The sequence below is a fragment of the Stenotrophomonas sp. YIM B13575 genome (assembly GCF_042787595.1).
Lineage (GTDB): Bacteria > Pseudomonadota > Gammaproteobacteria > Xanthomonadales > Xanthomonadaceae > Stenotrophomonas > Stenotrophomonas lactitubi_B.
The window spans coordinates 1-22,253 of the sequence record NZ_JBHZOP010000146.1 but is presented as its reverse complement, the minus strand read 5'-3'; the positions used below and the strand labels follow the sequence as shown (position 1 = coordinate 22,253).

17 protein-coding genes and 1 riboswitch are annotated in these 22,253 nt (G+C 65.9%); of the genes, 7 read left to right on the top strand and 10 right to left on the bottom strand.

Annotated features, from left to right (window positions below; all coding sequences use genetic code 11):
• Positions 1-415: 415 nt before the first annotated feature.
• The 3 genes from ACFX4F_RS19015 to ACFX4F_RS19005 form a co-directional block, all read right to left on the bottom strand.
• Positions 416-883, bottom strand: coding sequence for a hotdog fold domain-containing protein (locus ACFX4F_RS19015; protein ID WP_380657824.1), 468 nt, complete (start codon positions 881-883; stop codon positions 416-418).
• Between the two features lie 64 nt (positions 884-947).
• Positions 948-3,425: an acyl-CoA dehydrogenase gene (locus ACFX4F_RS19010; RefSeq protein WP_380657822.1), complete on the bottom strand. Its 2,478-nt coding sequence runs from the start codon at positions 3,423-3,425 to the stop codon at positions 948-950.
• The gene (locus ACFX4F_RS19005) at positions 3,422-4,339 is read right to left on the bottom strand and encodes an alpha/beta fold hydrolase (RefSeq protein ID WP_099818866.1); all 918 of its coding nucleotides are present in this window, start codon (positions 4,337-4,339) and stop codon (positions 3,422-3,424) included. Before ACFX4F_RS19005 ends, ACFX4F_RS19010 begins: the two co-directional genes overlap by 4 nt.
• 142 nt (positions 4,340-4,481) lie before the next feature.
• On the opposite strand from ACFX4F_RS19005, the gene ACFX4F_RS19000 reads away from it, so the two are divergent.
• Positions 4,482-5,084 (top strand): TetR/AcrR family transcriptional regulator, encoded by a 603-nt coding sequence (locus tag ACFX4F_RS19000; RefSeq protein ID WP_025877807.1) that lies wholly within the window; start codon positions 4,482-4,484, stop codon positions 5,082-5,084.
• A 137-nt stretch (positions 5,085-5,221) separates the two neighbouring features.
• Here the strand turns inward: ACFX4F_RS19000 and ACFX4F_RS18995 are convergent, their stop codons facing one another.
• The 3 genes from ACFX4F_RS18995 to ACFX4F_RS18985 form a co-directional block, all read right to left on the bottom strand.
• Entirely contained in the window at positions 5,222-7,975 is a 2,754-nt protein-coding gene (locus ACFX4F_RS18995) for a TonB-dependent siderophore receptor (RefSeq protein ID WP_099818867.1), read from the bottom strand.
• A gap of 374 nt (positions 7,976-8,349) precedes the next feature.
• Positions 8,350-9,204: a hypothetical protein gene (locus ACFX4F_RS18990; RefSeq protein ID WP_230113202.1), complete on the bottom strand. Its 855-nt coding sequence runs from the start codon at positions 9,202-9,204 to the stop codon at positions 8,350-8,352.
• 120 nt (positions 9,205-9,324) lie between these two features.
• A complete protein-coding gene (locus ACFX4F_RS18985; RefSeq protein ID WP_099818868.1) occupies positions 9,325-10,218 on the bottom strand; it encodes an Hsp33 family molecular chaperone HslO in 894 nt (297 codons plus the stop codon).
• 77 nt (positions 10,219-10,295) lie between these two features.
• Here ACFX4F_RS18985 and mtgA point away from each other — a divergent pair, with 77 nt between their 5' ends.
• The 3 genes from mtgA to ACFX4F_RS18970 all read left to right on the top strand — a co-directional run bounded on the left by mtgA (position 10,296) and on the right by ACFX4F_RS18970 (position 12,562).
• Positions 10,296-11,045 carry a monofunctional biosynthetic peptidoglycan transglycosylase gene (gene mtgA, locus ACFX4F_RS18980; protein ID WP_380657818.1) on the top strand — a complete coding sequence of 250 codons (750 nt, stop codon included), beginning with the start codon at positions 10,296-10,298 and terminating at the stop codon, positions 11,043-11,045.
• A 106-nt stretch (positions 11,046-11,151) separates the two neighbouring features.
• Positions 11,152-12,171 carry a glycosyltransferase family 2 protein gene (locus ACFX4F_RS18975; protein WP_099818870.1) on the top strand — a complete coding sequence of 340 codons (1,020 nt, stop codon included), beginning with the start codon at positions 11,152-11,154 and terminating at the stop codon, positions 12,169-12,171.
• Positions 12,131-12,562 carry a CBS domain-containing protein gene (locus tag ACFX4F_RS18970; protein ID WP_025877817.1) on the top strand — a complete coding sequence of 144 codons (432 nt, stop codon included), beginning with the start codon at positions 12,131-12,133 and terminating at the stop codon, positions 12,560-12,562. Before ACFX4F_RS18975 ends, ACFX4F_RS18970 begins: the two co-directional genes overlap by 41 nt.
• Before the next feature lie 573 nt (positions 12,563-13,135).
• On the opposite strand, the gene ACFX4F_RS18965 is transcribed toward ACFX4F_RS18970, so the two are convergent.
• From ACFX4F_RS18965 to ACFX4F_RS18950, 4 genes are all read right to left on the bottom strand, one after another.
• Positions 13,136-15,109 (bottom strand): AsmA family protein, encoded by a 1,974-nt coding sequence (locus tag ACFX4F_RS18965; protein WP_380657815.1) that lies wholly within the window; start codon positions 15,107-15,109, stop codon positions 13,136-13,138.
• A gap of 112 nt (positions 15,110-15,221) precedes the next feature.
• Positions 15,222-15,860: a hemolysin III family protein gene (locus ACFX4F_RS18960; RefSeq protein ID WP_099818873.1), complete on the bottom strand. Its 639-nt coding sequence runs from the start codon at positions 15,858-15,860 to the stop codon at positions 15,222-15,224.
• A gap of 96 nt (positions 15,861-15,956) precedes the next feature.
• Positions 15,957-17,561 carry a peptide chain release factor 3 gene (locus ACFX4F_RS18955; RefSeq protein WP_025877820.1) on the bottom strand — a complete coding sequence of 535 codons (1,605 nt, stop codon included), beginning with the start codon at positions 17,559-17,561 and terminating at the stop codon, positions 15,957-15,959.
• A 74-nt stretch (positions 17,562-17,635) separates the two neighbouring features.
• Complete coding sequence (locus tag ACFX4F_RS18950) at positions 17,636-18,520, bottom strand: M23 family metallopeptidase (RefSeq protein WP_380657812.1); 885 nt, start codon at positions 18,518-18,520, stop codon at positions 17,636-17,638.
• Positions 18,521-18,658: 138 nt separating this feature from the next.
• A riboswitch (SAM riboswitch) is annotated at positions 18,659-18,777 on the top strand.
• 76 nt (positions 18,778-18,853) lie between these two features.
• On the opposite strand from ACFX4F_RS18950, the gene ACFX4F_RS18945 reads away from it, so the two are divergent.
• Genes ACFX4F_RS18945 through ACFX4F_RS18935 form a run of 3 tightly spaced genes read left to right on the top strand, consistent with a single transcriptional unit; the run spans position 18,854 to position 22,181 of the window.
• Positions 18,854-19,885, top strand: a complete 1,032-nt coding sequence (locus ACFX4F_RS18945) for a homoserine O-succinyltransferase (protein ID WP_380657810.1) — start codon at positions 18,854-18,856, stop codon at positions 19,883-19,885.
• Positions 19,882-21,117 carry an O-succinylhomoserine (thiol)-lyase gene (locus ACFX4F_RS18940; RefSeq protein ID WP_380657808.1) on the top strand — a complete coding sequence of 412 codons (1,236 nt, stop codon included), beginning with the start codon at positions 19,882-19,884 and terminating at the stop codon, positions 21,115-21,117. The genes ACFX4F_RS18945 and ACFX4F_RS18940 overlap by 4 nt, the downstream gene beginning before the upstream one ends.
• Entirely contained in the window at positions 21,114-22,181 is a 1,068-nt protein-coding gene (locus tag ACFX4F_RS18935; protein WP_380657806.1) for a homoserine dehydrogenase, read from the top strand. The genes ACFX4F_RS18940 and ACFX4F_RS18935 overlap by 4 nt, the downstream gene beginning before the upstream one ends.
• Positions 22,182-22,253: the final 72 nt, after the last annotated feature.

Here is a 22,253-nt window from a genome sequence, read left to right as displayed (position 1 = left end):
GCCGTGCAGGGGACGCTGCAAGTACGTCCCTGTAAGCTCGATGGCGCCATCCATGGCGCCAACGCCCCTGCACGGCCCACCCGCCCCACCTCTGACAGTTTCCGTGTGCGGCCAGCCCACGGAGAAGAAAAAGAAGATCAAGAGCAACAGCAACAGCAACACCGAAAAGCAAAAAAGCGGCCGCTGGGCCGCTTTTTGCTTTTGCTCTTCTTTTTTCTTTTCCGTGGGTGGACGCCGCAGAGATCTGTCAGGGGCCGGAGGGGTGGGATGCGCAGGGGCGTAAGCGCCGTGGATGGCGCGCCCGAGCCTACAGGGACGTATTCACGGCGTCCCTTGGGCATCCCACCCCTCCGGCCCAACCCATGATCCGCTTCCAGCAACCAACCCACGAGGGGCTGCGCCGTTCGCGGGAACATCACTTCGCCGGCGACACCCACATGTCGATCACCGCACTGAACACTTCCGTCCCCGCACGATCCCGCACGCTCACCGTCACCGGCAACGCGTAGCCTTCCGCCGCCACCACGATCGGCTGCGCCGGCAATGCCGTCGCGTGCAGCGTGCCGCGCGCCTTGGCCAGGTACTGCACCTGCATGCCCTTCGGGATCCAGCGCATGCCCTTCGGCAGCGACGCATCGACCATCAGCCCGGCAGTGAGCTCGGCCAGATTGCACATCGCGATCGCGTGCACCGTGCCGATGTGGTTGCGCACCTTGCGGCGGTCGGCGAGCGTGCCCTCGCAGCGGCCGTTCTCGAGGAGAGTGATGCGCGGGGCGATGCTGGCGAAGTAGGGCGCCTTGACGCACACCGCGCGCGAGAACAACCAGTTGCCGGCAGGCCAGCGCTGCAGGCGGTGGTAAAGCGTAAGCAGTGGAGCAGACATCGGGTGTCTCCCTAAAGAAACGGCGGACCGAAGTCCGCCGTTGTCGTTTACATGGTGGCTGCGATCACGCGGCCTGCGACTGCGCTCCCTTCTGTTCGCGCTTGTAGTAGCCCGCCGAGCGCAGCTCTTCCGGATCGAAGTCGTCCACGGTGATGGTTTCCAGGGTGAGCGTGCGCAGCTCCTCGAGCAGGGTGCGTTCGTCCTGGGTGATCACGCCTTCGGCCACGGCCTCGTCCAACTGGGTGACGAAATCCAGCGCTTCGATGCCCTTGGTCTTGAGCGCCTTGATGAACTTGCGCTCCACCGGCTCGGCCATGATCGCCTTGCTCAGGTAGCTGTTGATGCGGCCGCCCGGGTTGTTCTCGCACGGGCTCAGGAACACGCCGCTGGCGAGGCGGTCGCGGGCTTCGTTCGGTGCCATCAGCAGCGCAGCCACGCGACGGCTCAGGCGGTCGCCCGGGGCCTCGGCACGACGGCCCAGCGGGAAGATCAGTGCCCACATCAGCCAGCCGATCGGACGGATCGGGAAGTTGCGCAGGGCGGCCGACAGCGATTCTTCGATCTTGTGCACGCTGTCATGGAAGGCCCAGGCCAGCAGCGGCTGGTCGGCCTGCGGGGCGCCTTCGTCGTGGTAGCGCTTGAGCATGGCGCTGGTCATGTAGACGTGGCTCAGCACGTCGCCCAGGCGGCCAGACAGCGATTCCTTGAACTTCAGCTTGCCGCCCAGCGTCATCATCGAGATGTCGGCCATCAGCGCCAGGTTGGCCGAGTAGCGGTCCAGCTTGCGGAAGTAGCGGCGGGTGTAGGCGTCGCCCGGGGCAGCGCCGAAGCGCGCGCCGGTCAGGCCGAACCAGAACGAACGCACGGCATTGGAGATGCCGTAGCGGATGTGGCCGAACAGGCTGCGGTCGAAGTCCTGCAGGCCGGCACGGGTATCCGGATCCTGCGCGGCCTTCATTTCCTTCAGCACCCACGGATGGCAGAGGATCGCGCCCTGGCCGAAGATCAGCAGGCTGCGGGTCATGATGTTGGCGCCTTCCACCGTGATGGCGATCGGCGCGGCCTGCCAGCTGCGGCCGGCGAAGTTGCGCGGCCCCAGGATGATGCCCTTGCCGCCGATCACGTCCATCACGTCCGAGATCACTTCACGGCTCATGTTGGTGCAGTGGTACTTGGCGATCGCCGACGGCACCGACGGCACGTCACCGCGGTCCACAGCGGCAGCGGTGGCCTGCGACAGCGCGCTGATCTTGTACGCCTTGCCACCAATGCGGGCCAGCGCTTCTTCCACGCCTTCGAAGCGGCCGACCGACAGGCCGAACTGCTTGCGGATACGCGCGTAGGCACCGGTCACCACCGCGCCGGCCTTGGCACCGCCACTGGCGGTGGAGGGCAGGGTGATCGAGCGACCGACGGCCAGGCACTCGTTGAGCATGTTCCAGCCCTTGCCGGCCTTCTCGGCGCCGCCGATCAGCTGGGTCAGCGGGATGAAGACATCCTTGCCACGGATCGGGCCGTTCTGGAAGGTCGAGTTGAGCGGGAAATGACGACGGCCGATTTCCACACCGGCGGTGTCACGCGGCAACAGGGCCAGGGTGATGCCGATATCGCGGGTGGTGCCGATCAGGCCATCCGGGTCGTACATGCGGAAGGCCAGGCCGATCAGCGTGGCCACCGGGGCCAGCGTGATGTAGCGCTTGTCGAAGGTGAGCTTGACGCCGAGGACCTGCTCGCCGTTCCACTCGCCCTTGCAGACGATGCCGTAATCGGGGATCGAGGTGGCGTCCGAGCCGGCGAACGGACCGGTCAGGCCGAAGCAGGGCACTTCGCGGCCATCGGCCAGGCGCGGCAGGTACTGGTCTTTCTGTTCCTGGGTGCCGTAATGGTTGAGCAGCTCACCCGGGCCCAACGAGTTCGGTACGCCAACGGTGGAGCTGACCACGCTCGACACTGATGCCAGCTTCTGGATCACCTTGTGGTGGGCCAGCGCGCTGAAGCCCAGGCCGCCGTATTCCTTCGGAATGATCATGCCGAAGAACTTGTTCTTCTTGATGAAGCTCCACAGCTCCGGCGGCAGGTCGGCATGGACGTGGGTGATCTCCCAGTCGTTGACCATCTTGCACAGCTCTTCGACCGGGCCATCGAGGAAGGCCTGTTCTTCAGCACTCAGCTGCGGCTTGGGGTAGTTCAGCAGGATGTTCCAGTCCGGGTCACCGGTGAACAGTTCGCCTTCGAAGCCGACCGAGCCGGTTTCCAGGGCGATGCGCTCGGTCTGCGACAGCGGCGGCAGCACCTTGCGGAACACCTTCATCATCGGGCCGGTCAGCAGCGGCTTGCGGATGAACGGCAGCAGCAGCGGCACGACGATCACGGCCAATACGGCAGCAGCGACGATCGTGGCGGTCTGGTTGACGTAGGGAATGAACCAGCAGGCGACCAGCAGGGCCACGCTGATCAGCGTCCAGGTCAGCAGGCGCATGCGGTGGTAGGCAGCGAACGCGCCTGCCAGCAGCAGGGCGAGGAAGGGAATGACGAGGCTCATGAGCGTGCTCCGGTGACGTGCTCGTTTATGGCGGACGAAGCTGCAGCATCCGCTGCGGGCAACACGTCCAGATAGTCCAACACAGTAGCGGTAAAGGCGTCGTTGTCATCACCGGCGACCATGTGCGTGGCCTGCGGCAACTGTACGTGGCGTGCGTGTGGCGCCAATGCCAGGAATTCGGCCACCGTCTGCGGGGTGACCAGGTCGCTGCGGCCACCGCTGACCAGCAGCAAGGGGCACTTCACCTGGCGCGCGGCTTCGGCCAGTGCGTCCTGGTGCTGCTCGCTGTCGCGGGCCAGTTCGGCCACCAGGCGCGGGTCCCAATGCCAGCGCCAACGGCCGTGGCCATCGTCGCGCAGCAGGGCGCGCAGTGAATCCTCGGATTTGCGCGGGCGGTGCGGCACATAGGCCGAAATCACATCGGCAGCCTGCGACAGCGAGGCGAATCCGTCCGGGTGTGCGGTCATGAAGGCGAGGATGCGTTCGACGCCAGCCGTGTCCCAGCGCGGGGTGATGTCCACCAGCACCATGGCAGAGAACAGCCCGGGCCAGCGTGATTCGGCCAGCAGGCCGAACAGGCCCCCCATCGAGGCGGCCACCAGCACCGGCGGTCGCGGCTGCTCGCCGGCCAGCACGATCAGGTCATCGGCGAACTGCTCGCCGTGATAGGCCAGATCGGCCGCATTCCAGTCGGAATCGCCATGACCGCGGGCGTCGTAGGCCAGGGTCTGCAGGCCCGCGGCCGACAGTGCTTTGGCCGTGGTCGTCCAGGCATGGCGGGTCTGGCCAAAGCCGTGTGCGAACAGTACGCGTCCGCGACGGCCGGAGGTGCTGGCAGTTGCAGCCAGAGAGGTGCCGTGGGCGGCCTCCAGGCGCAGGTCATGGAATGCAGCGGGAGTAGGGGACATAACCATACTCGCTAGTATGGATTGCTTCTGCAGGAAGTCAATACTGCACGGTATGGTGCGCCGCAGGAATCCCTTCTGGCCCCGCTGCCGACGGTTTCGGCCGCAACCGCGTACTGCAACGAACCCCGGCGTATGGTTAAATCAGCAAATGAATCAACCTGACGCTTCCGCCGGCGAACCGCGTGCCGGCCGCAACAGCCGCCTGAGTGCCGAAGACTGGGCCCAGGCGGCCCTCGATCTGATTGCCGAGCAAGGTGTCAGCGCCGTCGCGGTGGAGCCGCTGGCGCGCCGCCTTGGCGTGACCAAGGGCAGTTTCTACTGGCACTTCCCCTCGCGTGATGCGCTGCTGCAGGCCGCGCTGGAACGCTGGGAACTGTTCGAGCAGGAACAGGTGTTCGGCAGCCTGGAAGACGTGCCGGATCCGCGCGTGCGCCTGCGCCAGTTGTTCCAGATGGTGGCGCACGAAGTGCAGCCGCACATCATCTACAGCGAGTTGCTGAAGGCGCTGGACCATCCGATGGTGCGGCCGGTGATCGACCGCGTGTCGCAGCGACGACTCGATTACCTGATCGCCTCGTTCCGCCAGGCGGGCCTGAGCTCGACCGATGCACGCCACCGCGCACGCCTGGCCTATGCAGCGTATGTGGGCTTCCTGCAGTTGTCGTTGCAGTTGCAACAGCCCAAGCAGGCGCGCGAGGATTTCGAAGCGTATGTCGAACACCTCATCGACACGCTGATTCCGAACGGCTGAGCGTTCTTCATCGCTGGATGCAGAAAGGCCGCGGCACTGCCGCGGCCTTTTTCGTTGGTGTTGACGCCAGCAACGAAGGTACAAAAAACAACGGCCCCTTTCGGGGCCGTTGCTGCATCAGCTGATCAGTGGATCGATCAGAACTTCTGCTTGTACTGCATGTACATGTAACGGCCCGGCAGGTCGTACTGCGGGTCGAACATGTTGGCGCGCACCGAATAGGACACCGGCGGCTGCTTGTCCCATGCGTTGTTCAGACCCAGCATGATCGTGCCCTTCCACGGGGTGTTGTAACGCACCTGGATGTCGTGGTAGGTGGTGGCACCGATGTGGTTCTCGCCATTCGCGCCGTCGGAGCAGAATGCAAAGGTCTCCGGCTCTTCGATCGGGTCGAACGGGCATTCCTCACGCATGCCGGACTTGTAACGCAGACCGTAGTTCACGCCGAAGTCGCCGTAGGTCCAATCGACATACAGGTTGGAACGGATACGCCAGTACGGATCCTGATCGCGGTACCGACCCTGACGACCCTCGACAGGCGCATCCTGGGTCGACTTGGTGTCCCACTTCGCCAGATAGGTGCTGTCCCAGCTGATGGTGAACTGGCCGAACGAGGTTTCCGGCAGGCGGTACATCAGGCCCAGATCCCAACCTTCCACCTTGTACGATGCCAGGTTCTGCAGCGGCATGTTGACGTTGGTGATGGTGTAGCGCTGATTGACCGTGCCGTAGTTCGGATCACGGGTGATCAGACCACAGTAGGCCGCCTGCTGCTGCGGAGTGCCACCGTAGCAGTAGCTCATGATGTCCTGGATGGCCGGACGGGTGATGGCATCTTCAACCTTGATCTGCCACCAGTCCAAAGTCACATTCAAGCCGGTCACGAAGCTCGGGCTCCACACCAGGCCCAGCGTCTTGCTGGTCGAGGTTTCCGGCTTCAGGTTCGGGTTGGCCTGCCAGGTGAACGGCACAACGGTCTGCTTTCTGCCACTGCCTGCGCCCGGCTGGACGAAGTTGGCCGGCACGCCTGCAGCTGCACACTGGGCTGCCACCGCACCAGTGCGAAGACCTGCATTGGAGGAGCACGGATCGATGTAGGTTTCGAACGAATCCGTATCACCGCGATACAGATTATTGATGCTCGGCGCGCGGAAGCCCTCGGAGTAGTTACCGCGGATCATCAGGTCGTCGATTGGCTTCCAGCGGAAACCAAACTTGTTGTTGGTGGTGTTGCCGAAGTTGCTGTAGTCCGAGTAGCGCGAGGCCACGCTGAAGTCCAGCAGCTTGGCACCCGGCAGGTCAGCCAACACCGGGATCGACAGTTCCACGAAGAACTCGTTCAGATCGTACGCGCCCTTGGTCGGTGCGGCGCCGTTACCAGTGCTCAGGCCGGATGCGATGAAGGCATCCGGATCGAACTGGCCAGTTTCCTTGCGATACTCGTAGCCCGCCGCGAAGCCAAGTGCGCCTGCCGGGAGCTGCACGATTTCGCCAGAGATGTTGGCGTAGTAGCCCTTCGACACCAGGCTGGCAGAGTCATGTGCGGTGAAGGAAACGTAATCGAGAGCTTCCTGCGAAACCGAGCCCAGCCCGCCGAGCGGATTGATCGGAACGCAACCAGCGATGACCGCACCAGCTGCATTCAGGCACACCGCCTGACCGCCTCGGACGGCCGACGGCCCATAGGCTTCGGCCAGACGCTGACGGTTGAACAAGCCGTAGGTCAGGTCGTTCTGGTCGGTCTTGTCGTAACGGTAGCCGACGTCCCAATCGAAGTTGCGGTCAGCGAACTCGAAGAAGCCCTCGAAGCCGCCGTAGAAGTGCCAGTTCTTGACATTCTGGTTGAACGAACGGCCGCCGGACTCATTGAAGCGACGGTTCACACCGGTCAGGTCAACGCCGTAAGGGTTGTAGATGCTGCCAGCGCTCAGTCGCTGGCCAGTTACCGGCATGGCGGCCAGCAGCTGCTCGGACTTGCGTTCGTTGTACATCGCCTCGGTACGGAAGGTGATGTTGTCGGTGATGTTGTATGAGCCCAGCACGAACAGCGAGGTGCGCTCGTTCGGGGTCAGCAGGTAGTTGTCCGGCGCGGTGTTGTAGCCGTGCACGTTCGGGTCGAACGCGGTTTCCACCCCGTTGAGGATCAGGTACTGATTGCCGCCACGGATGTAGTTGCCCGGAATACCGGTCGAGCTCTGGCCGCTGAAGAACGGCGGACCACCAGCAGAGATCTTGCGATCGCCAGCCATGACCGACTTCTCGTTGACGTAGGACGCGCCTACCGTCAGCGATGCACGGTCAGTGGTGGTGCCGAGGGTGAAGTCATAGGCTTCCCGCTCGCCGTCGCCTGCGCTGTACTGGCCCTTGTAGAAGTTTGCTTCGGCGCCGTCGAAGTTCTGCTTCGTGATGATGTTCACCACGCCGGCGATGGCATCCGAGCCATAGATGGTCGAAGCACCGTCCTTCAGGATGTCGATGCGCTCGATCATCGCGGTCGGAATGGTGTTCAGGTCGACGCTGCCGTCCAGACCGGTGGTCCAGCGACGGCCGTTGACCAGCACCAGGGTGCGTTCGGCACCGAGGTTGCGCAGGCTGACGCCGGCCGAGCCATCACCGCCGTTGTTGAAGGTGCGGTTCAGAGCAGCGCCGTTGGCTGCAACGCGCTGCAGGATGTCGGCGACCGAGGTCACGCCCTGCTTTTCGATATCAGCACGGGTCAGGCTCAGGACCGGCTGCGAGGTTTCGATGTCGGTGCTCTTGATACGCGAACCGGTCACCGAAATGCGGTCCAGGTTGGTCGCTTCCTGCGCCTGGGCTGTTACGGACGTCGCCGCACCGGCGATCAGCGCGACGACGACGGCGTCACGCAGCTTGTTGGACTGAAAATTCATTGGCTCTCTCTCTCCAAGAAATCTTGGCTGGGGTAGTGCCTGCGCGGCGGAGTCCAAAAGAGGGCTCCAAAATCGCGAGGCTGAATCGATAGTAACGGCCCTCTGCCAAAAATTAAAGCTGTGTTAATTCACGCTGTGGTTACACATGAATGCGCTTCGATTTCTTTTCTTTCAAAGAGTTATCCTGGTGCGCGGGCGGGCGCCACTGCGTCTCCCCCCCTCCGAAGCACAAAAAAGTTTCAGTTGATGCATGTCGTGATGTATCTGTTTGTAACAGATGAGTGCTTTTCGCACTTGACAGAAGTGTCCGGAAACAATTCGGGCGCCCCAGGGCGCCCGATGTTGAACACTGCTTGTTACCAGTCGATAGGCGACTACAGATCCTGCTCGTAGCGGACGTACGGCACGGTGCCGTCATCGTTGCTTTCGTTGCGCGGGGAGAATGGGTTCTTGCCGCGGCTGATGACGTTCTCGGCGCCGACGGTGAGCTGGCCGGACCACGGGGTGCGCCAGGTCAGGCCGATGCCCAGGCCTTCCCACTTGCCGGGCTTGCCCGGAACGTCAACCACGCGGCCGATGATGCTGCCGCTGAAATTGCCGTAGCCAGCGCCCAGACTCAGGCTCTTGCTGTCCCAGCGGTCGACGATGGCCGGCGAGGCGTCAGCCAGGGGGACCAGGCGCGCCTTGGCATAGGTGCCGGCGATGGAGACAAAGCCTTCGCGACCGATGTTCTTCTGTGCGAACACGGTCAGGTCATTCTGTTCGGCGCGCAGCGACGGGGTCTTGCTGGGCGTCGCCAGCCAGGCGGGCAGGGTCTCGCGGCCGGTGCCGGCAGTGATTCCCAGGCGGCCGGTGCCCCGGTTGAGCGCGGCGGTACCGGTCAGGCGCCGGTTGGAGCCGATGGCGTCATCTTCGTCGCCCAGGCTGGCCAGCATGCAATGGCTGGCCAGTCCGCTGATGCTGGAGCCGCTGCTGCTGTTGCACAGCAGGCCCAGCGAGTCGCCCGAAGACAGGCCGAACGCAGCGTCGAGGGAATTGCGGCCGAAATGCCAGCGTGCGCCCACTGCCTGTTCACCGGTCGGCTCCAGGTACAGCAGGGCCTCGACCTTGCCGCTGCCCTTGTTCCACACCGGAATCACGGTGCGGGTGTCCTTGCTCTGCGCATGCACGCCCGTGATCGCGCCAAGGGCGATCAGCAGGGCCAGCGGTAGACGCAGGAAGGTACGCATCGGACCAGTTCAGACAGTGACGGACAGTGAAAGTTCCCGCTGGGGCGGGAACTCGATCCTAGGGTGTTTATGATTTCTTAACAAGCCTTGCTCCTCCCCAGATACAAGACTCGTTCGTTTTCACTGAAGACGTTCAGGTGCCGGTACAGCCCCCTGGGCACCGTGGAACAGTATGCCGAACTCCGTCAACGGAAAGTGATACTCCTGTCCGCAGAATTCGCACCGTACGTCCACCGCGCCGGTGTCTTCGGCAGCGGCACGGGCCTCTTCCTCGCCCAGTGAGAACAGCATCGAGGCGACCCGTTCACGCGAGCAGGAGCAGGCGAAGGACAGCGCCTTGTCACCCACCAGCTCCGCCTTCTCCTCGTGGAACAACCGGTGCAGCAGTTCCTCGGCCGGGGTGGCCAGCAGCTCGGCCTTGCCCAGGGTGTCGAACAGCGCGCTGGCGCGGGCCCAGCCGTCGTCGTCGCCCTCGTCGCCCGGCAGCTTCTGCAGCAGCAGGCCGGCAGCGCCGTCGCGGTCGGCGGCCAGCAGCAGCCGCGTCGGCAACTGCTCGGACTGGCGGAAGTAGTCCTCGAACGCTTCATCCAGTTCCGGCGCGGTCAGCGCGACCAGGCTCTGGTAGCGCTGCGGTTCGCGCGGATCCAGTCCCGGATTCTCGATGGTGATGGCCAGCAGGGCGTCCTGGCCCAGTTCGGTCAGGTCGCGGGGGGCGTCACCCCCTTCGGCCAGCTGGACGATGCCGCGCAGGGTGCCGGCGGCGGTGCATTCGGCGAACAGCGTGCGCAGCGCGGTATTGCTGCGCAGCTGGATCGACAGGCGGCCGTCCACCTTGGTGTGGCCGGTGAACAGCGCCGAGGCCACGCAGGCGTCGCCAAGCAGTTCGGTGGCACTGTCCGGGTATTCGCCGTGGGACTGGATGTCCTGCCAGGTGGCCTGCAGGCGCACGTGGACGCCACGGACACCGGCGTCGGGGAGCAGGAAACGGATAAGGGAATCGGATTGGGCGGTCATCGGCTCACATCGCGCGTAAACGGGGATGGTTGCCGGATAATGCGCCGACAACCAGGCATAAGAAGGATGCACCAGTAATGGGGGCAGGGGGAGAGCAGGACAAGGTAGTGGCCGCCGCCGACACGGCGCCACGTCGGCGCTGGCGCTGGAAGCGGCTGCTGTGGCTACCGGTGCTGTTTGTGGCCTTCAGCTGCCTGCAGGTGCTGGTGCTGCGCTTCATCGATCCGCCGTTGTCCACGGTGATGGTCTGGCGTTTCGGCGAGGCACTGGGTGAAGGCGACTGGTCCTATCGGCTGCGCTACCAGTGGCGGGACCTTGACCAGATGGCGCCGAGCCTGCCCATTTCGCTGGTGGCCGCGGAGGACCAGCGCTTCCCTGACCATAGTGGGTTCGACCTGCAGGCCATTGAAAAGGCGCGCGACCACAACGCGCGCGGTGGGCGCCTGCGCGGGGCCAGCACGATCAGCCAGCAGGTGGCCAAGAACCTGTTCCTGTGGCAGGGCCGCAGCTGGATCCGCAAGGGCCTGGAGGTCTGGTACACGGTGCTGATCGAAGCCTTCTGGCCAAAGCAGCGGATCCTGGAGATGTACGCCAACATCGCCGAGTTCGGCGACGGCGTGTATGGCGCCCAGGCGGCGGCACAGACATTCTGGGGCAAGGACGCCGCACGGCTGAGCCCTGCGGAGAGCGCGCGTCTGGCGGCAGTGCTGCCGGCGCCGCGTCGCTACAACGCGGCCAAGCCCGGCCCGTACGTGCAGCGGCGTGCGGCGTGGATCCAGCGGCAGGCACGGCAGCTGGGTGGAGCGGGGTATCTGGCGGAGGACTGAGGGGCACGACACCAGCGGTGTCCGTGGTGCCTTCCAATGCGGGAAGCGGGTGTTTCGAACGGTGGACTGACGGGCTGCGTCCCCTTCAACGACGTACAATCCGGCGATGACCCGTGAGCGTCTTACCTTCGTCATCGCCGCACACAACGAAGAGCTGGTGCTGCCCCAGCTGCATCCGCGATTGTGCGCGGTGTTGGACGGCCTGGCCGGAATCGATGGACACATCCTGTACGTGGATGACGGCAGCAGTGACGCGACCTGGTCGTTGATCGCCTCGCTGGCCCAGGCCGACCCGCGGGTATCGGCGCTGAAGCTGTCGCGCAACTTCGGCAAGGAGGCGGCGCTGACCGCCGGCCTGGACCATGTGCGCGAAGGGGCGGCGATGATCCTCGACGCCGATGGCCAGGACCCGCCGGAACTGGTGCCGCAGTTTGTTGAACGCTGGCGCGAGGGTTACGACAACATTTATGGCACCCGCCTGGTGCGTGACGGTGAGAGCTGGAGCAAGCGTGCTGCCGCATCGGTGTTCTACCGGGTGATCGGCCGCCTCTCGCGCACGCCCATTCCGGCCGATACCGGCGATTTCCGCTTGCTGTCGCCGCGCGCGCTGAGCGCATTGCGCGAGATGCGCGAGCGCCACCGGTTCATGAAGGGGCTCTTCAGCTGGGTCGGTTTCCGCCGCGTGGCGGTGCCGTATCACCGGCATGCCCGCTTGGCCGGCAGCAGCAAGTTCAGCCTGTGGCGGCTGTGGAACTTCGCGCTGGAAGGCATCACCGGCTTCTCGACGGTCCCGCTGCGGGCGGCCACCTACATGGGGTTGGCCACCGCGGGCGTGGCGTTCGTGTTTGCCATCTGGGTGATCGCCAAGGCGGCGATCTATGGCGACCGGGTGGCCGGCTGGCCGACGATGATGGCGGTGATCCTGTTCCTGGGCGGCGTGCAGTTGATCGCGCTGGGGCTGATCGGCGAGTACCTGGGACGCCTGTACGAGGAGTCCAAGCAACGGCCGTTGTACCTGGTTGACGCATGGTTGGCCCCTTCCGTGGCAGACTCGGAGCTGCAACCCACCCTGGGAGGGCAGGCAGATGACGTCGGTACGGCAACTGTTGGACGGCAAGTCCCCTGAAGTGCATGCGGTCGCGCCTGGCGCGGCGGTGATCGATGCGATCCGGCTGATGGCGCAGAAGGGCATTGGCGCGGTACTGGTGATGGATGGACCGCGACTGGTCGGGATCCTGTCCGAGCGCGATTACGCACGCAAGATCGTGCTCCACGATCGTTCGTCGCGCGACACGGCGGTGTCGGAGATCATGACCGCGAAAGTAGTGACAGTAAGTCCCGGTGAGCAGGTGGAACACTGCCTGCAGCTGGTGACCGATTACCGCATCCGCCATCTGCCGGTGGTCGAGGGCGGGCAGGTACTGGGGGTCATTTCCATCGGTGACCTGGTGAAGTCGGTGATCGATGCGCAGCGGCGCGAGCTGGATCAGCTGCAGCAGTACATCGTGGCGGGGTGAGTTTGTCGCTGGCGGGCCTGCGGCCCGCCGGCCCGCTTTTTCAAGCAACTGCCAAAGCCAAAGCCAAAGCCAAAGCAGCGCCTTCCTGATGTGCGGGGAGGCGGAGGGCATGGCCGTGCAGGACACGCCGTAAACCCATCCATGGGGGCTCGACGGCGCCTTGCTCGTGTGCGCTGTCCTGCGCACACGGCAAGACCGGGGTTGGGCGTCCTGCCCAACCCGCCCGGCGCATGCGCCGGGCCCATGGCGCCAACGGTCCTGCACGGCCATGCCCTCCGCCTCAGGACACGTTCCTGCGAGCGCGGCTGGCTTCAGCCCCGACAATCTGCCGTTGGTAGATGCCAACCTTGGTTGGCACTGCTTTTGATTCCGCTTTTTTTCTTTTGACTTTGAATTCCTGCTCTCGTTACACGGCTGCAGGAAACTGTCCGAAGCCGGAGCAAGGCGGCAGGCAGGACCGTGAGGCGCATGGATGCGCCGACCGAGCCCCCATGGACGGGTTTACGGCGTGTCCTGCCTGTCGCCTTGCTTCGGCTCTCCGCACGGAAAACAAAGGCGCCGCGAACGCCCGCTCTATTTCGCGTAGTGCCCACCGCAGTCGGCGTCCTTGCCCGGGCCCAGTTCGATGGTGGCCAGCAGTGCCGCCGGCGGCGCGATGCTGCCCAGTGTCAGCGCCACCGCGCCACGGATACCCAGCGCCTTGAAGTCGGGGCGGAATGACGGGTCCTTGAAGGTGCCGCCAATGCGCAGCGGCGAGCGCAGCACCAGGATGCTCCTGTCCTTGGGGCGTGGCTTCAGCAGCAGGTCCAGGGTTTCATCGCGCAGGCTGACATCGCCCTCGCCAAGGATGATCGTATCGGTGGTGTCCACCGCCATCGAGCGGGTATGCATCAGGCCCTCGCGCACGCCGAAATCGGCGAAGGCGCATCGCAGCGGAATCTGTTTGTCGCCGGTGAACAGGAATTTCAGCGATTCGGTGATGTCCAGCCCCGCCACTTCCATCAGCAGGTTGCCGACATGGCCGCGGCCCATGCCCAACGCCACGTTGCCGCTGCTGCTGCCGAGCATCGCCGCGATCGAGTTGCCGTTGCCGGTCAGGTCGATACTGCCGCTGATACCTCCCTTGGCCTGCTCGGCCAGCTTGGCATCGGGGAACAACTGGCCCAGCTGCACGCCGCGCACGCTGGCCTTGAAGGTGGTTGCGATCTGTGGCCGACGTGCATCCATGCGGATCGTGCTGCGGATGTCGCCGCCGGCAACACCGAAGTTCAGCGGGTCCAGCCGCAGCACACCATCGTCCAGCAGCAGGTGTGCATCCATGTCATCCAGCGGCAGCTTCGGTGCATTGATGCGCTGGGCCTTCCAGCGCACGTCGGCATCCATCGCACGCAGCTTGCCGAGGTTGTACGGGGTGGCCGGCAACACCTTCGCGCTGGCAGCCACGCGCGCCGCCTCGGCCCTCTGTTCTGCATTGGCCGTCTCACCGCCGCCGGTCTTCGGTGGTGCGCCGACGAAGCCGGCAAGGTCATCGAAATCGAGACGACGCGACACCAGGTTGGCGGTCATCCGCGGACGGTCCCGGGAGACGTCGAACTGCACATCGCCCTCCAGATCACTGTCGCCGACTTTGCCGGTGAAGCGCTCGTAGCGCCACACCTGGTGATCGCGCTTCAGGCGGCCATCCAGGGCATACGGCGGGGAGGGCGGAATGGCGATGCCCAGCAATGGATACAGATCGGCCAGGTCGCCGCCGCTCAGCGCGAACTGCAGGTCGAACACCTGCAGCTGGAACGGGTTGGTCAAGGTGCCGCTGGCAACGGCATGGGTCGCGCCAGCGCGGCCATCGAGGTGGATGCGGAAGGGATGGGCGCTGTCGGTCAGTTCCAGCGGCGATTCGGTGCCACCGCTCAGGACGAAGGGATTGCCCCGCCAGCGGCCTTTGCCGGCCACCAGCAACGGTGGTGCGGCGTCGGCCTGTTTCGGTTCGCCACTGCGCACGTTCACCAGGATGTCGGTGCGGCCTGGGGCGTCAAGGAACTGCAGGCGACCATCGTCGATGCGCAGGCGCTTGAGCTGCGGCGTGGTGCCGCCCTTGCTGTCGCCGAGGAAGTTCCAGTTGCCCGGGTCACCTTTGCGCGGTGCCGTCTCCAGCAGTACGTCAGGGCGGGTCAGGCGGATTTCGGGAAGCTGCACGTTACCGCGCAGCAACGGCCAGACCCGTAGGTCGATCTCGACCCGGTCGGCGCTGGCCATGTTCGGCTGTTTCGCCCAGGGGGCGTTGGCGAAGGTGAGGGTATCGGCGCGTACGGTGGTGGTGCGGCCGAGGTCGACATCCAGGTTGCCGATGTGCAGGGCGCGCCCGGTACGGGCCTGCACCGCACGTTCCACCGGACCCTTGAACCAGTTCCAGTCCCACAGGGCGATGAGGATCAGGATCGCCGCGAACAGGAATACCAGCACGGCCAGCCAGCGCTGCCCGCGTGGACCGGGACGGCGCAGGCGCCAGCGCGACGCCTTGGGAGCAGCAGGAGCAGAGGCAGCATTCACGCTGCCATGGTTGCCCCGTCGCGGTGGACGGGGCGCGAAGCGTTCATGTGCATGGCGTGCACAGTGGACGCCTGCTTGCCGGGCAGGGCCCGGCGCTACCGCAGATCAGCGGTCACAGCACCTGTCGGGTCACTGCGACGAAGTGGCAGACGCTGCCGCCGATCACGAACAGATGCCAGATCGCATGCGAATAGGGGATCGATTCGCGGTGATAGAAGTAGGTGCCCAGCGTGTAGGACAGGCCGCCGCCGAACAGCCAGGCCAGGGTGCCGCCATCGATCGAGGCCCACATCGGCTTGATCGCCACCACCACCAGCCAGCCCATGGCGATGTAGATCACCGTGGACAGCAGCTTGAAGCGGCCGGTGTAGAACAGCTTGAACACCACGCCGCCGAGCGCCAGCGCCCAGATCGCGGTGAACATGCCCCAGCCCCAGGGGCCGCGCAGGCCGATCAGGGTGAACGGGGTATAGGTGCCGGCGATCAGCACATAGATCGCGCAATGGTCGAACACCTTCAGGCGGCCCTTGGCCTGCGGGTGCTGGATGGCGTGGTACAGCGTGGAGGCGGTGTACAGCAGCAGCAGGGCGATGCCGAACACGATCGCGCTGGCCAGCTGCCAGCCATCGCCGTAGATCGCGGCCAGGGTGATCAGTACCGCGCTGGCGGCCAGGGCAAGCACCGCACCCAGCCCGTGGGTCAGGGCGCTGGCAATTTCTTCACGGATCGAAGCAACAGAAGTCGTGGACATGGCATGGGCATCGTCTGCAGGGAGGGGGACCCGCACCCCCCTATCATCGCCGCGATGGCGGGCGCGTGCACCCCCGCCACCGTATGGTTGCTGCAATCAGTTGCCGGTGACCGTATGCGCGGCTTCACGGGTTGCCGAGAAACGCACATCCGGCGCGCGTTCCTGCGCCAGCTGCAGGTTGACCCGGGTCGGCGCCAGGTAGACCAGGTGGCCGGCGGCGTCGAGGGCCAGGTTCAGCGCGTTCTTCTCGCGGAACTCCTCCAGCTTCTTCTCGTTGCTGCAGTGGACCCAGCGCGCCGTGGTCACGCTGACCTGCTCGAAGGTGGCTTCCACGCCGTACTCGTCCTTCAGGCGGTAGGCGGCCACATCGAACTGCAGCACACCGACCGCGCCCAGGATCAGGTCGTTGCTGGTCAGCGGACGGAAGAACTGGGTCGCGCCTTCCTCGGACAACTGTGCCAGGCCCTTCTGCAGCTGCTTGAGCTTGAGCGGATCGCGCAGGCGGGCGCGACGGAACAGTTCCGGGGCGAAGTTGGGGATGCCGGTGAAGGTGATCGCTTCGCCTTCGGTGAAGGTGTCACCGATGGAAATGGTGCCGTGGTTGTGGATGCCGATGACATCGCCCGGCCACGCCTCGGCGGCGATTTCGCGGTCGCTGGCCATGAAGGTCAGCGCATTGGCCAGCTTCATGTCCTTGCCGGTGCGCACGTGCAGGGTCTTCATGCCAGCAGTGAACCGGCCCGAGCAGACGCGCATGAAGGCCACACGGTCACGGTGCTGCGGATCCATGTTGGCCTGGATCTTGAACACGAAGCCGGTCAGCTTCGGCTCCTGCGGGGCGACGTCGCGGCCGGTGGTGGAGCGTGCCTGCGGCGACGGCGCGTGCTCGACGAAGAAGTCCAGCAGCGGCTGCACGCCGAAGTTGTTCACACCCGAACCGAAGAACACCGGGGTCTGCTTGCCGGCCCGGTAGGCCTGCAGGTCGAACGGGTGGCTGGCGCCCTGCACCAGTTCCAGCTCGTCGCGCAGATCGGCCAGCATGCGCTCGCCGATCTTCTCTGCCAGCCCGGGCGAATCGATCGAGGGGAAGATGGTCGAATCCTGGCGGGTGAAGTTGCGGCCCTGTTCGTACAGGTGCACTTCGCCGGTGATCAGGTGGACCACGCCCTTCAGGCGCTGGCCCATGCCGATCGGCCAGGTGACCGGTGCGCACTGGATGCCGAGCACGCTTTCAACCTCGTCCAGCAGGTCGATCGGCTCCTTGCCCTCGCGATCGAGCTTGTTGATGAAGGTCATGATCGGGGTGTCGCGCAGGCGGCACACTTCCATCAGCTTGATGGTGCGCTCTTCCACGCCCTTGGCCACGTCGATCACCATCAGCGCCGAGTCCACCGCGGTCAGCACGCGGTAGGTGTCCTCGCCGAAGTCGGCGTGGCCCGGGGTGTCGAGCAGGTTGATGATCTTGCCTTCGTACGGGAACTGCATCACCGAGGAGGTGACGGAGATGCCGCGCTCCTTTTCCAGCGCCATCCAGTCCGAGGTGGCGTGGCGGGCAGCCTTGCGGCCCTTCACAGAGCCGGCCATCTGGATCGCGCCGCCGAACAGCAGCAGCTTCTCGGTCAGCGTGGTCTTGCCGGCGTCAGGGTGGGAAATGATGGCGAACGTGCGGCGACGCGACGCTTCGGTGGCGACTTCGGACATGGCAGTGGCGCCCGCACGGGGCGCTTTTCAAAGAGATAAGCGCCCGATTATACCGGCCTGCCGGCGTCGGCGGGTCAGCGCCCGGCGCTGGCGTCGCCGCTGCCCTCGCGGGCGAAGTGCAATTCGCCCTGCGGGGCGAGGATGCGCACCGGCACTGAGCGCAGGCCCATGCCCCGGTTGAGCTGCACCACGAAGTGCAGGTGCGGTGCGGTGCTGTAGCCACTGTTGCCGGACAGGCCGATCGGTTGGCCAGCCTGCACGGCTTGGCCGGGACGGACCCGCATGCCGCCGGCCTGCAGGTGGGCGTACATCGCCATGCTGCCGTCGCTGTGCAGGATGCGAACGAAGTTGGCGCGTCCGGCATCGCGTTCACGATCCAGGCCATTGCCGCGGAAGCCATCCTGTACCTGCATCACCGTGCCCTCGCGGGCGGCCAGGACCTGCGTTGCTTCGGGCAGGGCAAAGTCGATGGCGTCGCGGTTCTCCTCGTCATCGTGGCTGAACCGGCCCTGCGGGGCCTGGTCCACACGCAGCTGGACAGCCTCGAACGGCAGGCGGTAGGCGACGTCCTCGGCGCGCGCGGCCGGATTGCCCGGCACCGACTGCAGGCGGAGGTCCAGCGCCCTGCCGCTGGAGGGGGAGGGCAGGTGGCCCACCACCAGACTGCCGGTGGCCTGCACCAGCGACTGCAGCGGCAGGCCTTCCACCTGCGTGCCGGGGGCCGCGCGCAGCTCGATCTGCACCGGGCCGGACAGCGGATTGTCGATCCGCGCCTGCCACTGGTCGCCCAGCGGCTGCAGCCGCAGGCGTGCCATCGACGCCGCTTGCGGCGCCGTCTCGGCACTGCGCGCGGCTGCAGTCTTCGGCACCAGTCCCCAGCCCTGGCGCCAGTCGGCGGCGTTCGCGGAGGCGCTCGCCAACAGGGGCAGCAGCAGGCAGGACAGGGGCAGGCGGCGCATCGAAGGCTCCAGCGACATGGACCGCCGGGACTCTACGCAAGCGGCCGGGAAGGGGGAAGGGTCGGGGTCTCCGCATTCATTCATCGCTTTATCCGCATGAAGGGATTGACATGCCCGGAAAGGGCTGGCATCGTGGCTCCACCATCGAGACCGGCAGAGGGACAGGCCCTTTGAAGCCGGGGCAGCCCGCAGACGCGAAAGCGCCTGCGTAGGTGCCAAATCCTGCGGGGACCGTGGCGTCCACCGAAAGATGGTTCGAATCTGCACACAACGTGCATTTCGAACGCGAGCCCCGCGAAGGCTCGATGGCCGATTTCCCTACCGGAACCCGCCATGAGCTTCGCCACCAGCACCGTGCTTCGCCCCGAACCCTTTGTCCCCGTCAGCGTGCCGGTCGATGACCGCGTGCACGCCGAGCGCGGCGAGTTCGCCGCTGTGCTGTCGATGCGTCATGCCGGTCCGTGCCCGGTGCGCCTGCGCTACGAGTCGGTCGGTCCAGTCAACGCACCGGTGGTGGTGCTGGCCGGCGGCATCTCCGCGCACCGCCACGTGGCCTCCAATGCGCAGTTCACCGAGAAGGGCTGGGCCGAAGGCCTGGTCGGCAGTGGTCGCGCACTCGATCCGCAGCAGCTGCGTGTGCTCGCGTTCGATTTCATCGGTGCCGACGGTGCCTTGGATGTGCCGATCGATACCGCCGACCAGGCCGATGCGTTGGCCCTGCTGCTGGACCACCTCGGCATCCGCGCGCTGAAGGCCTTCGTCGGCTATTCCTACGGCGCGCTGGTCGGCCAGCAGTTCGCGATCCGTCATCGCGCACGGGTACGCCAGCTGGTGCTGGTCAGCGGCGCGCACCGTCCGCATCCGTATGCCGCCGCCTGGCGTGCGCTGCAGCGCCGTGCCGTTGCGCTGGGCCAGCTGCAGTGTGGCGAAGACCATGGCCTGGCGCTGGCCCGCCAGTTCGCGATGCTCAGCTATCGCACGCCGGAAGAATTCGGCGAGCGCTTCGACGCAGCACCGGAAGTGGTCAATGGCCGCGTCCGTGTCGCCGCCGAAGATTATCTCGACGCGGCAGGCGCGCAGTACGTGGCGCGCACGCCGGTCAATGCCTACCTGCGCCTGTCCGAGTCGATCGACCTGCACCGCGTGGACCCGGCCGCGATCCTGCCGCCGACCGTGGTGGTTGCCGTTGAAGGCGACCGCCTGGTGCCGCTGGCCGACCTGGTCGGTCTGGTCGAGGGACTGGGCCCGCGCGGCAGCCTGCGCGTGCTGCGCTCGCCCTACGGTCACGACGCCTTCCTGAAAGAAACCGATCGCATCGACGCGATCCTCGCCACCGCCTTCCGCACTTCTGGAGAGTCCGCATGAGCCTGCACGCCGCTGAACCGTCCTGTTGTCGCACCACCGCCGCCGTCCGCGCCGGCATCGATCGGGATACCGCCCATGGCGCGGTCACGCCGCCGATCGTGCTGTCGTCGAACTTCAGCTTTGAAGGCTTCGGCAACAAGCGCCAGTACGACTACACCCGCAGTGGCAACCCCACCCGCGACCTGCTGGGTGAAGCGCTGGCCGAACTGGAAGGCGGCGCCGGCGGCGTGGTCACGGCCACCGGCATGGGCGCGATCAACCTGGTGCTGAACGCACTGCTGCAGCCGGGCGATACCCTGGTGGTGCCACATGATGCGTACGGCGGCAGCTGGCGCCTGTTCAACGCGCTGGCGAAGAAGGGCCATTTCGAACTGGTCACCGCCGACCTGACCGACCCGCGCGCGCTGGCCCAGGCGCTGGCCACGCAGCCGAAGCTGGTGCTGGTGGAAACACCGTCCAACCCGCTGCTGCGCATCACCGACCTGCGATTCGTGATCGATGCCGCGCACAAAGCCGGTGCGCTGGTGGTGGTCGACAACACGTTCCTGTCGCCGGCATTGCAGCAACCGCTGTCGTTCGGTGCGGACGTGGTGCTGCACTCCACCACCAAGTACATCAACGGCCACAGCGACGTGGTCGGTGGTGCGGTGATTGCCCGCGATCCCGCGGTGCACGAACAGCTGGTGTGGTGGGGCAACGCACTGGGTCTCACCGGTTCGCCATTCGATGCGTTCCTGACCCTGCGCGGCCTGCGCACGCTGGATGCACGCCTGCGCGCGCACCAGGAAAACACCGCCGCGATCGTGGCACTGCTTGATGCGCATCCGGCGGTGGCCAAGGTCTACTACCCGGGCCTGGCCGATCATCCGGGCCACGCCGTTGCCGCCCGACAGCAGAGTGGTTTCGGCGCGATGCTGTCCTTCGAACTCGCCAGCTGTGCCGGCGATGATCCGCATGCCGCTGTGCGCGCGTTTGTCGATGGCCTGCGCTACTTCACGCTGGCCGAGTCGCTGGGTGGGGTGGAGAGCCTGATCGCACATCCGGCAACCATGACCCACGCGGCGATGACGGCCGAAGCGCGCACTGCTGCGGGCATCAGCGAAGGCCTGCTGCGGCTGTCGGTCGGTATCGAGGGCGAGCGCGACCTGCTGGCGGATCTGGACGCCGCACTGGCACGTGCCGAAGCGGTGATCGACGCGGTGGCACGCGGCAAACAGGTGGCAGACGCATGAGCGCTTTGCCTGTCGAGATTCCGCTGCTGGGTACCGGCCGCCTGGCGCTGCTCGGAACCGGCACCGTCGGTTCGGCCTTCGTACAGCGCTACCAGGCGCTGCAGGCACGTGGGCTGGAGTTGCCCAGCGTGCAGTGGCTGGCCAATTCGCGCACGGCGCTGGCGATCGACCGCGATCTGGCGTTGCCGCTGGAGCTGGCACGCCGTGCACCGCGCGATGGGCAGAGTTCGCCACCCTGGGCCAGCGCCGAAGGGCTGGAGCGTGGTGACGTGGTGGTCGATGCCACCGCCAGCGAAGACGTAGCGGCGCGCCATGTGCAGTGGTTGGCGCGCGGCGTGCACGTGGTGACCGCCAACAAGCTTGGCCGTGGTGCGCAGCTGTCGCGCGCGCAGGCCATCGCCGACCGTTGCGCCGACAGCGGTGCACGCTACGGCGACAGTGCCACCGTCGGCGCGGGTCTGCCGTTGCTCAGCAGCCTGCGTGCGCTGGTGGCCGGTGGCGACCACATCCATGCCATCGAGGGCGTGCTTTCCGGCTCGCTGGCGTGGCTGTTCAACCGGTATGACGGCCAGTCGCCGTTCTCGGCGGCGGTGCGTGAAGCGCTGGCGGCTGGTTACACCGAACCGGACCCGCGACTGGATCTGTCCGGCGAGGATGTGCGCCGCAAGTTGTTGATCCTCGCGCGCAGCAGCGGATTGGCGCTGGACGCCTCACAGGTGCAGGTCGATTCACTGGTGCCGGATACGCTGGCGGCATTGCCGCTGGACGATGCAGTGAATGCGCTGGAGCAGCTGGACGCACCGCTGCAGGCGCGTTGGCAGCAGGCGCGCGACAACGGTCGGGTGCTGCGTTTTGTCGGGCGCGTCGACGGTGAGGGTGCGCAGGTAGGCCTGCGTGAGCTGGCGGCCGACCATCCGCTGGCGCAGGGCGCGGGCACCGACAACCGCGTGGCCATCCACAGTGATCGCTATCGCGTGCAGCCGCTGTTGATCCAGGGGCCGGGCGCGGGTGCGGAAGTGACCGCAGCGGCGCTGCTGGATGACGTGCTGCGGATCGTGGGCTGACCCCAGCGGCCGCTGCGCTCGCCGGGCATGGCCCGGCGCCACCGACACCGATCCTGGTAGCGCCGGGCCATG

Coding starts and splice junctions, on each gene's coding strand:
- ACFX4F_RS18985 (WP_099818868.1), bottom strand. CDS start 10,218: ATGACCGCCCAATCCGATTCCCTTATCCGTTTCCTGCTCCCCGACGCC.
- ACFX4F_RS19005 (WP_099818866.1), bottom strand. CDS start 4,339: ATGGTTATGTCCCCTACTCCCGCTGCATTCCATGACCTGCGCCTGGAG.
- ACFX4F_RS18945 (WP_380657810.1), top strand. CDS start 18,854: ATGAGCTTCGCCACCAGCACCGTGCTTCGCCCCGAACCCTTTGTCCCC.
- ACFX4F_RS18955 (WP_025877820.1), bottom strand. CDS start 17,561: ATGTCCGAAGTCGCCACCGAAGCGTCGCGTCGCCGCACGTTCGCCATC.
- ACFX4F_RS18935 (WP_380657806.1), top strand. CDS start 21,114: ATGAGCGCTTTGCCTGTCGAGATTCCGCTGCTGGGTACCGGCCGCCTG.
- ACFX4F_RS18995 (WP_099818867.1), bottom strand. CDS start 7,975: ATGAATTTTCAGTCCAACAAGCTGCGTGACGCCGTCGTCGTCGCGCTG.
- mtgA (WP_380657818.1), top strand. CDS start 10,296: ATGGGGGCAGGGGGAGAGCAGGACAAGGTAGTGGCCGCCGCCGACACG.
- ACFX4F_RS19000 (WP_025877807.1), top strand. CDS start 4,482: ATGAATCAACCTGACGCTTCCGCCGGCGAACCGCGTGCCGGCCGCAAC.
- ACFX4F_RS18975 (WP_099818870.1), top strand. CDS start 11,152: ATGACCCGTGAGCGTCTTACCTTCGTCATCGCCGCACACAACGAAGAG.
- ACFX4F_RS18970 (WP_025877817.1), top strand. CDS start 12,131: ATGACGTCGGTACGGCAACTGTTGGACGGCAAGTCCCCTGAAGTGCAT.
- ACFX4F_RS19010 (WP_380657822.1), bottom strand. CDS start 3,425: ATGAGCCTCGTCATTCCCTTCCTCGCCCTGCTGCTGGCAGGCGCGTTC.
- ACFX4F_RS18950 (WP_380657812.1), bottom strand. CDS start 18,520: ATGCGCCGCCTGCCCCTGTCCTGCCTGCTGCTGCCCCTGTTGGCGAGC.
- ACFX4F_RS19015 (WP_380657824.1), bottom strand. CDS start 883: ATGTCTGCTCCACTGCTTACGCTTTACCACCGCCTGCAGCGCTGGCCT.
- ACFX4F_RS18940 (WP_380657808.1), top strand. CDS start 19,882: ATGAGCCTGCACGCCGCTGAACCGTCCTGTTGTCGCACCACCGCCGCC.
- ACFX4F_RS18960 (WP_099818873.1), bottom strand. CDS start 15,860: ATGTCCACGACTTCTGTTGCTTCGATCCGTGAAGAAATTGCCAGCGCC.
- ACFX4F_RS18990 (WP_230113202.1), bottom strand. CDS start 9,204: ATGCGTACCTTCCTGCGTCTACCGCTGGCCCTGCTGATCGCCCTTGGC.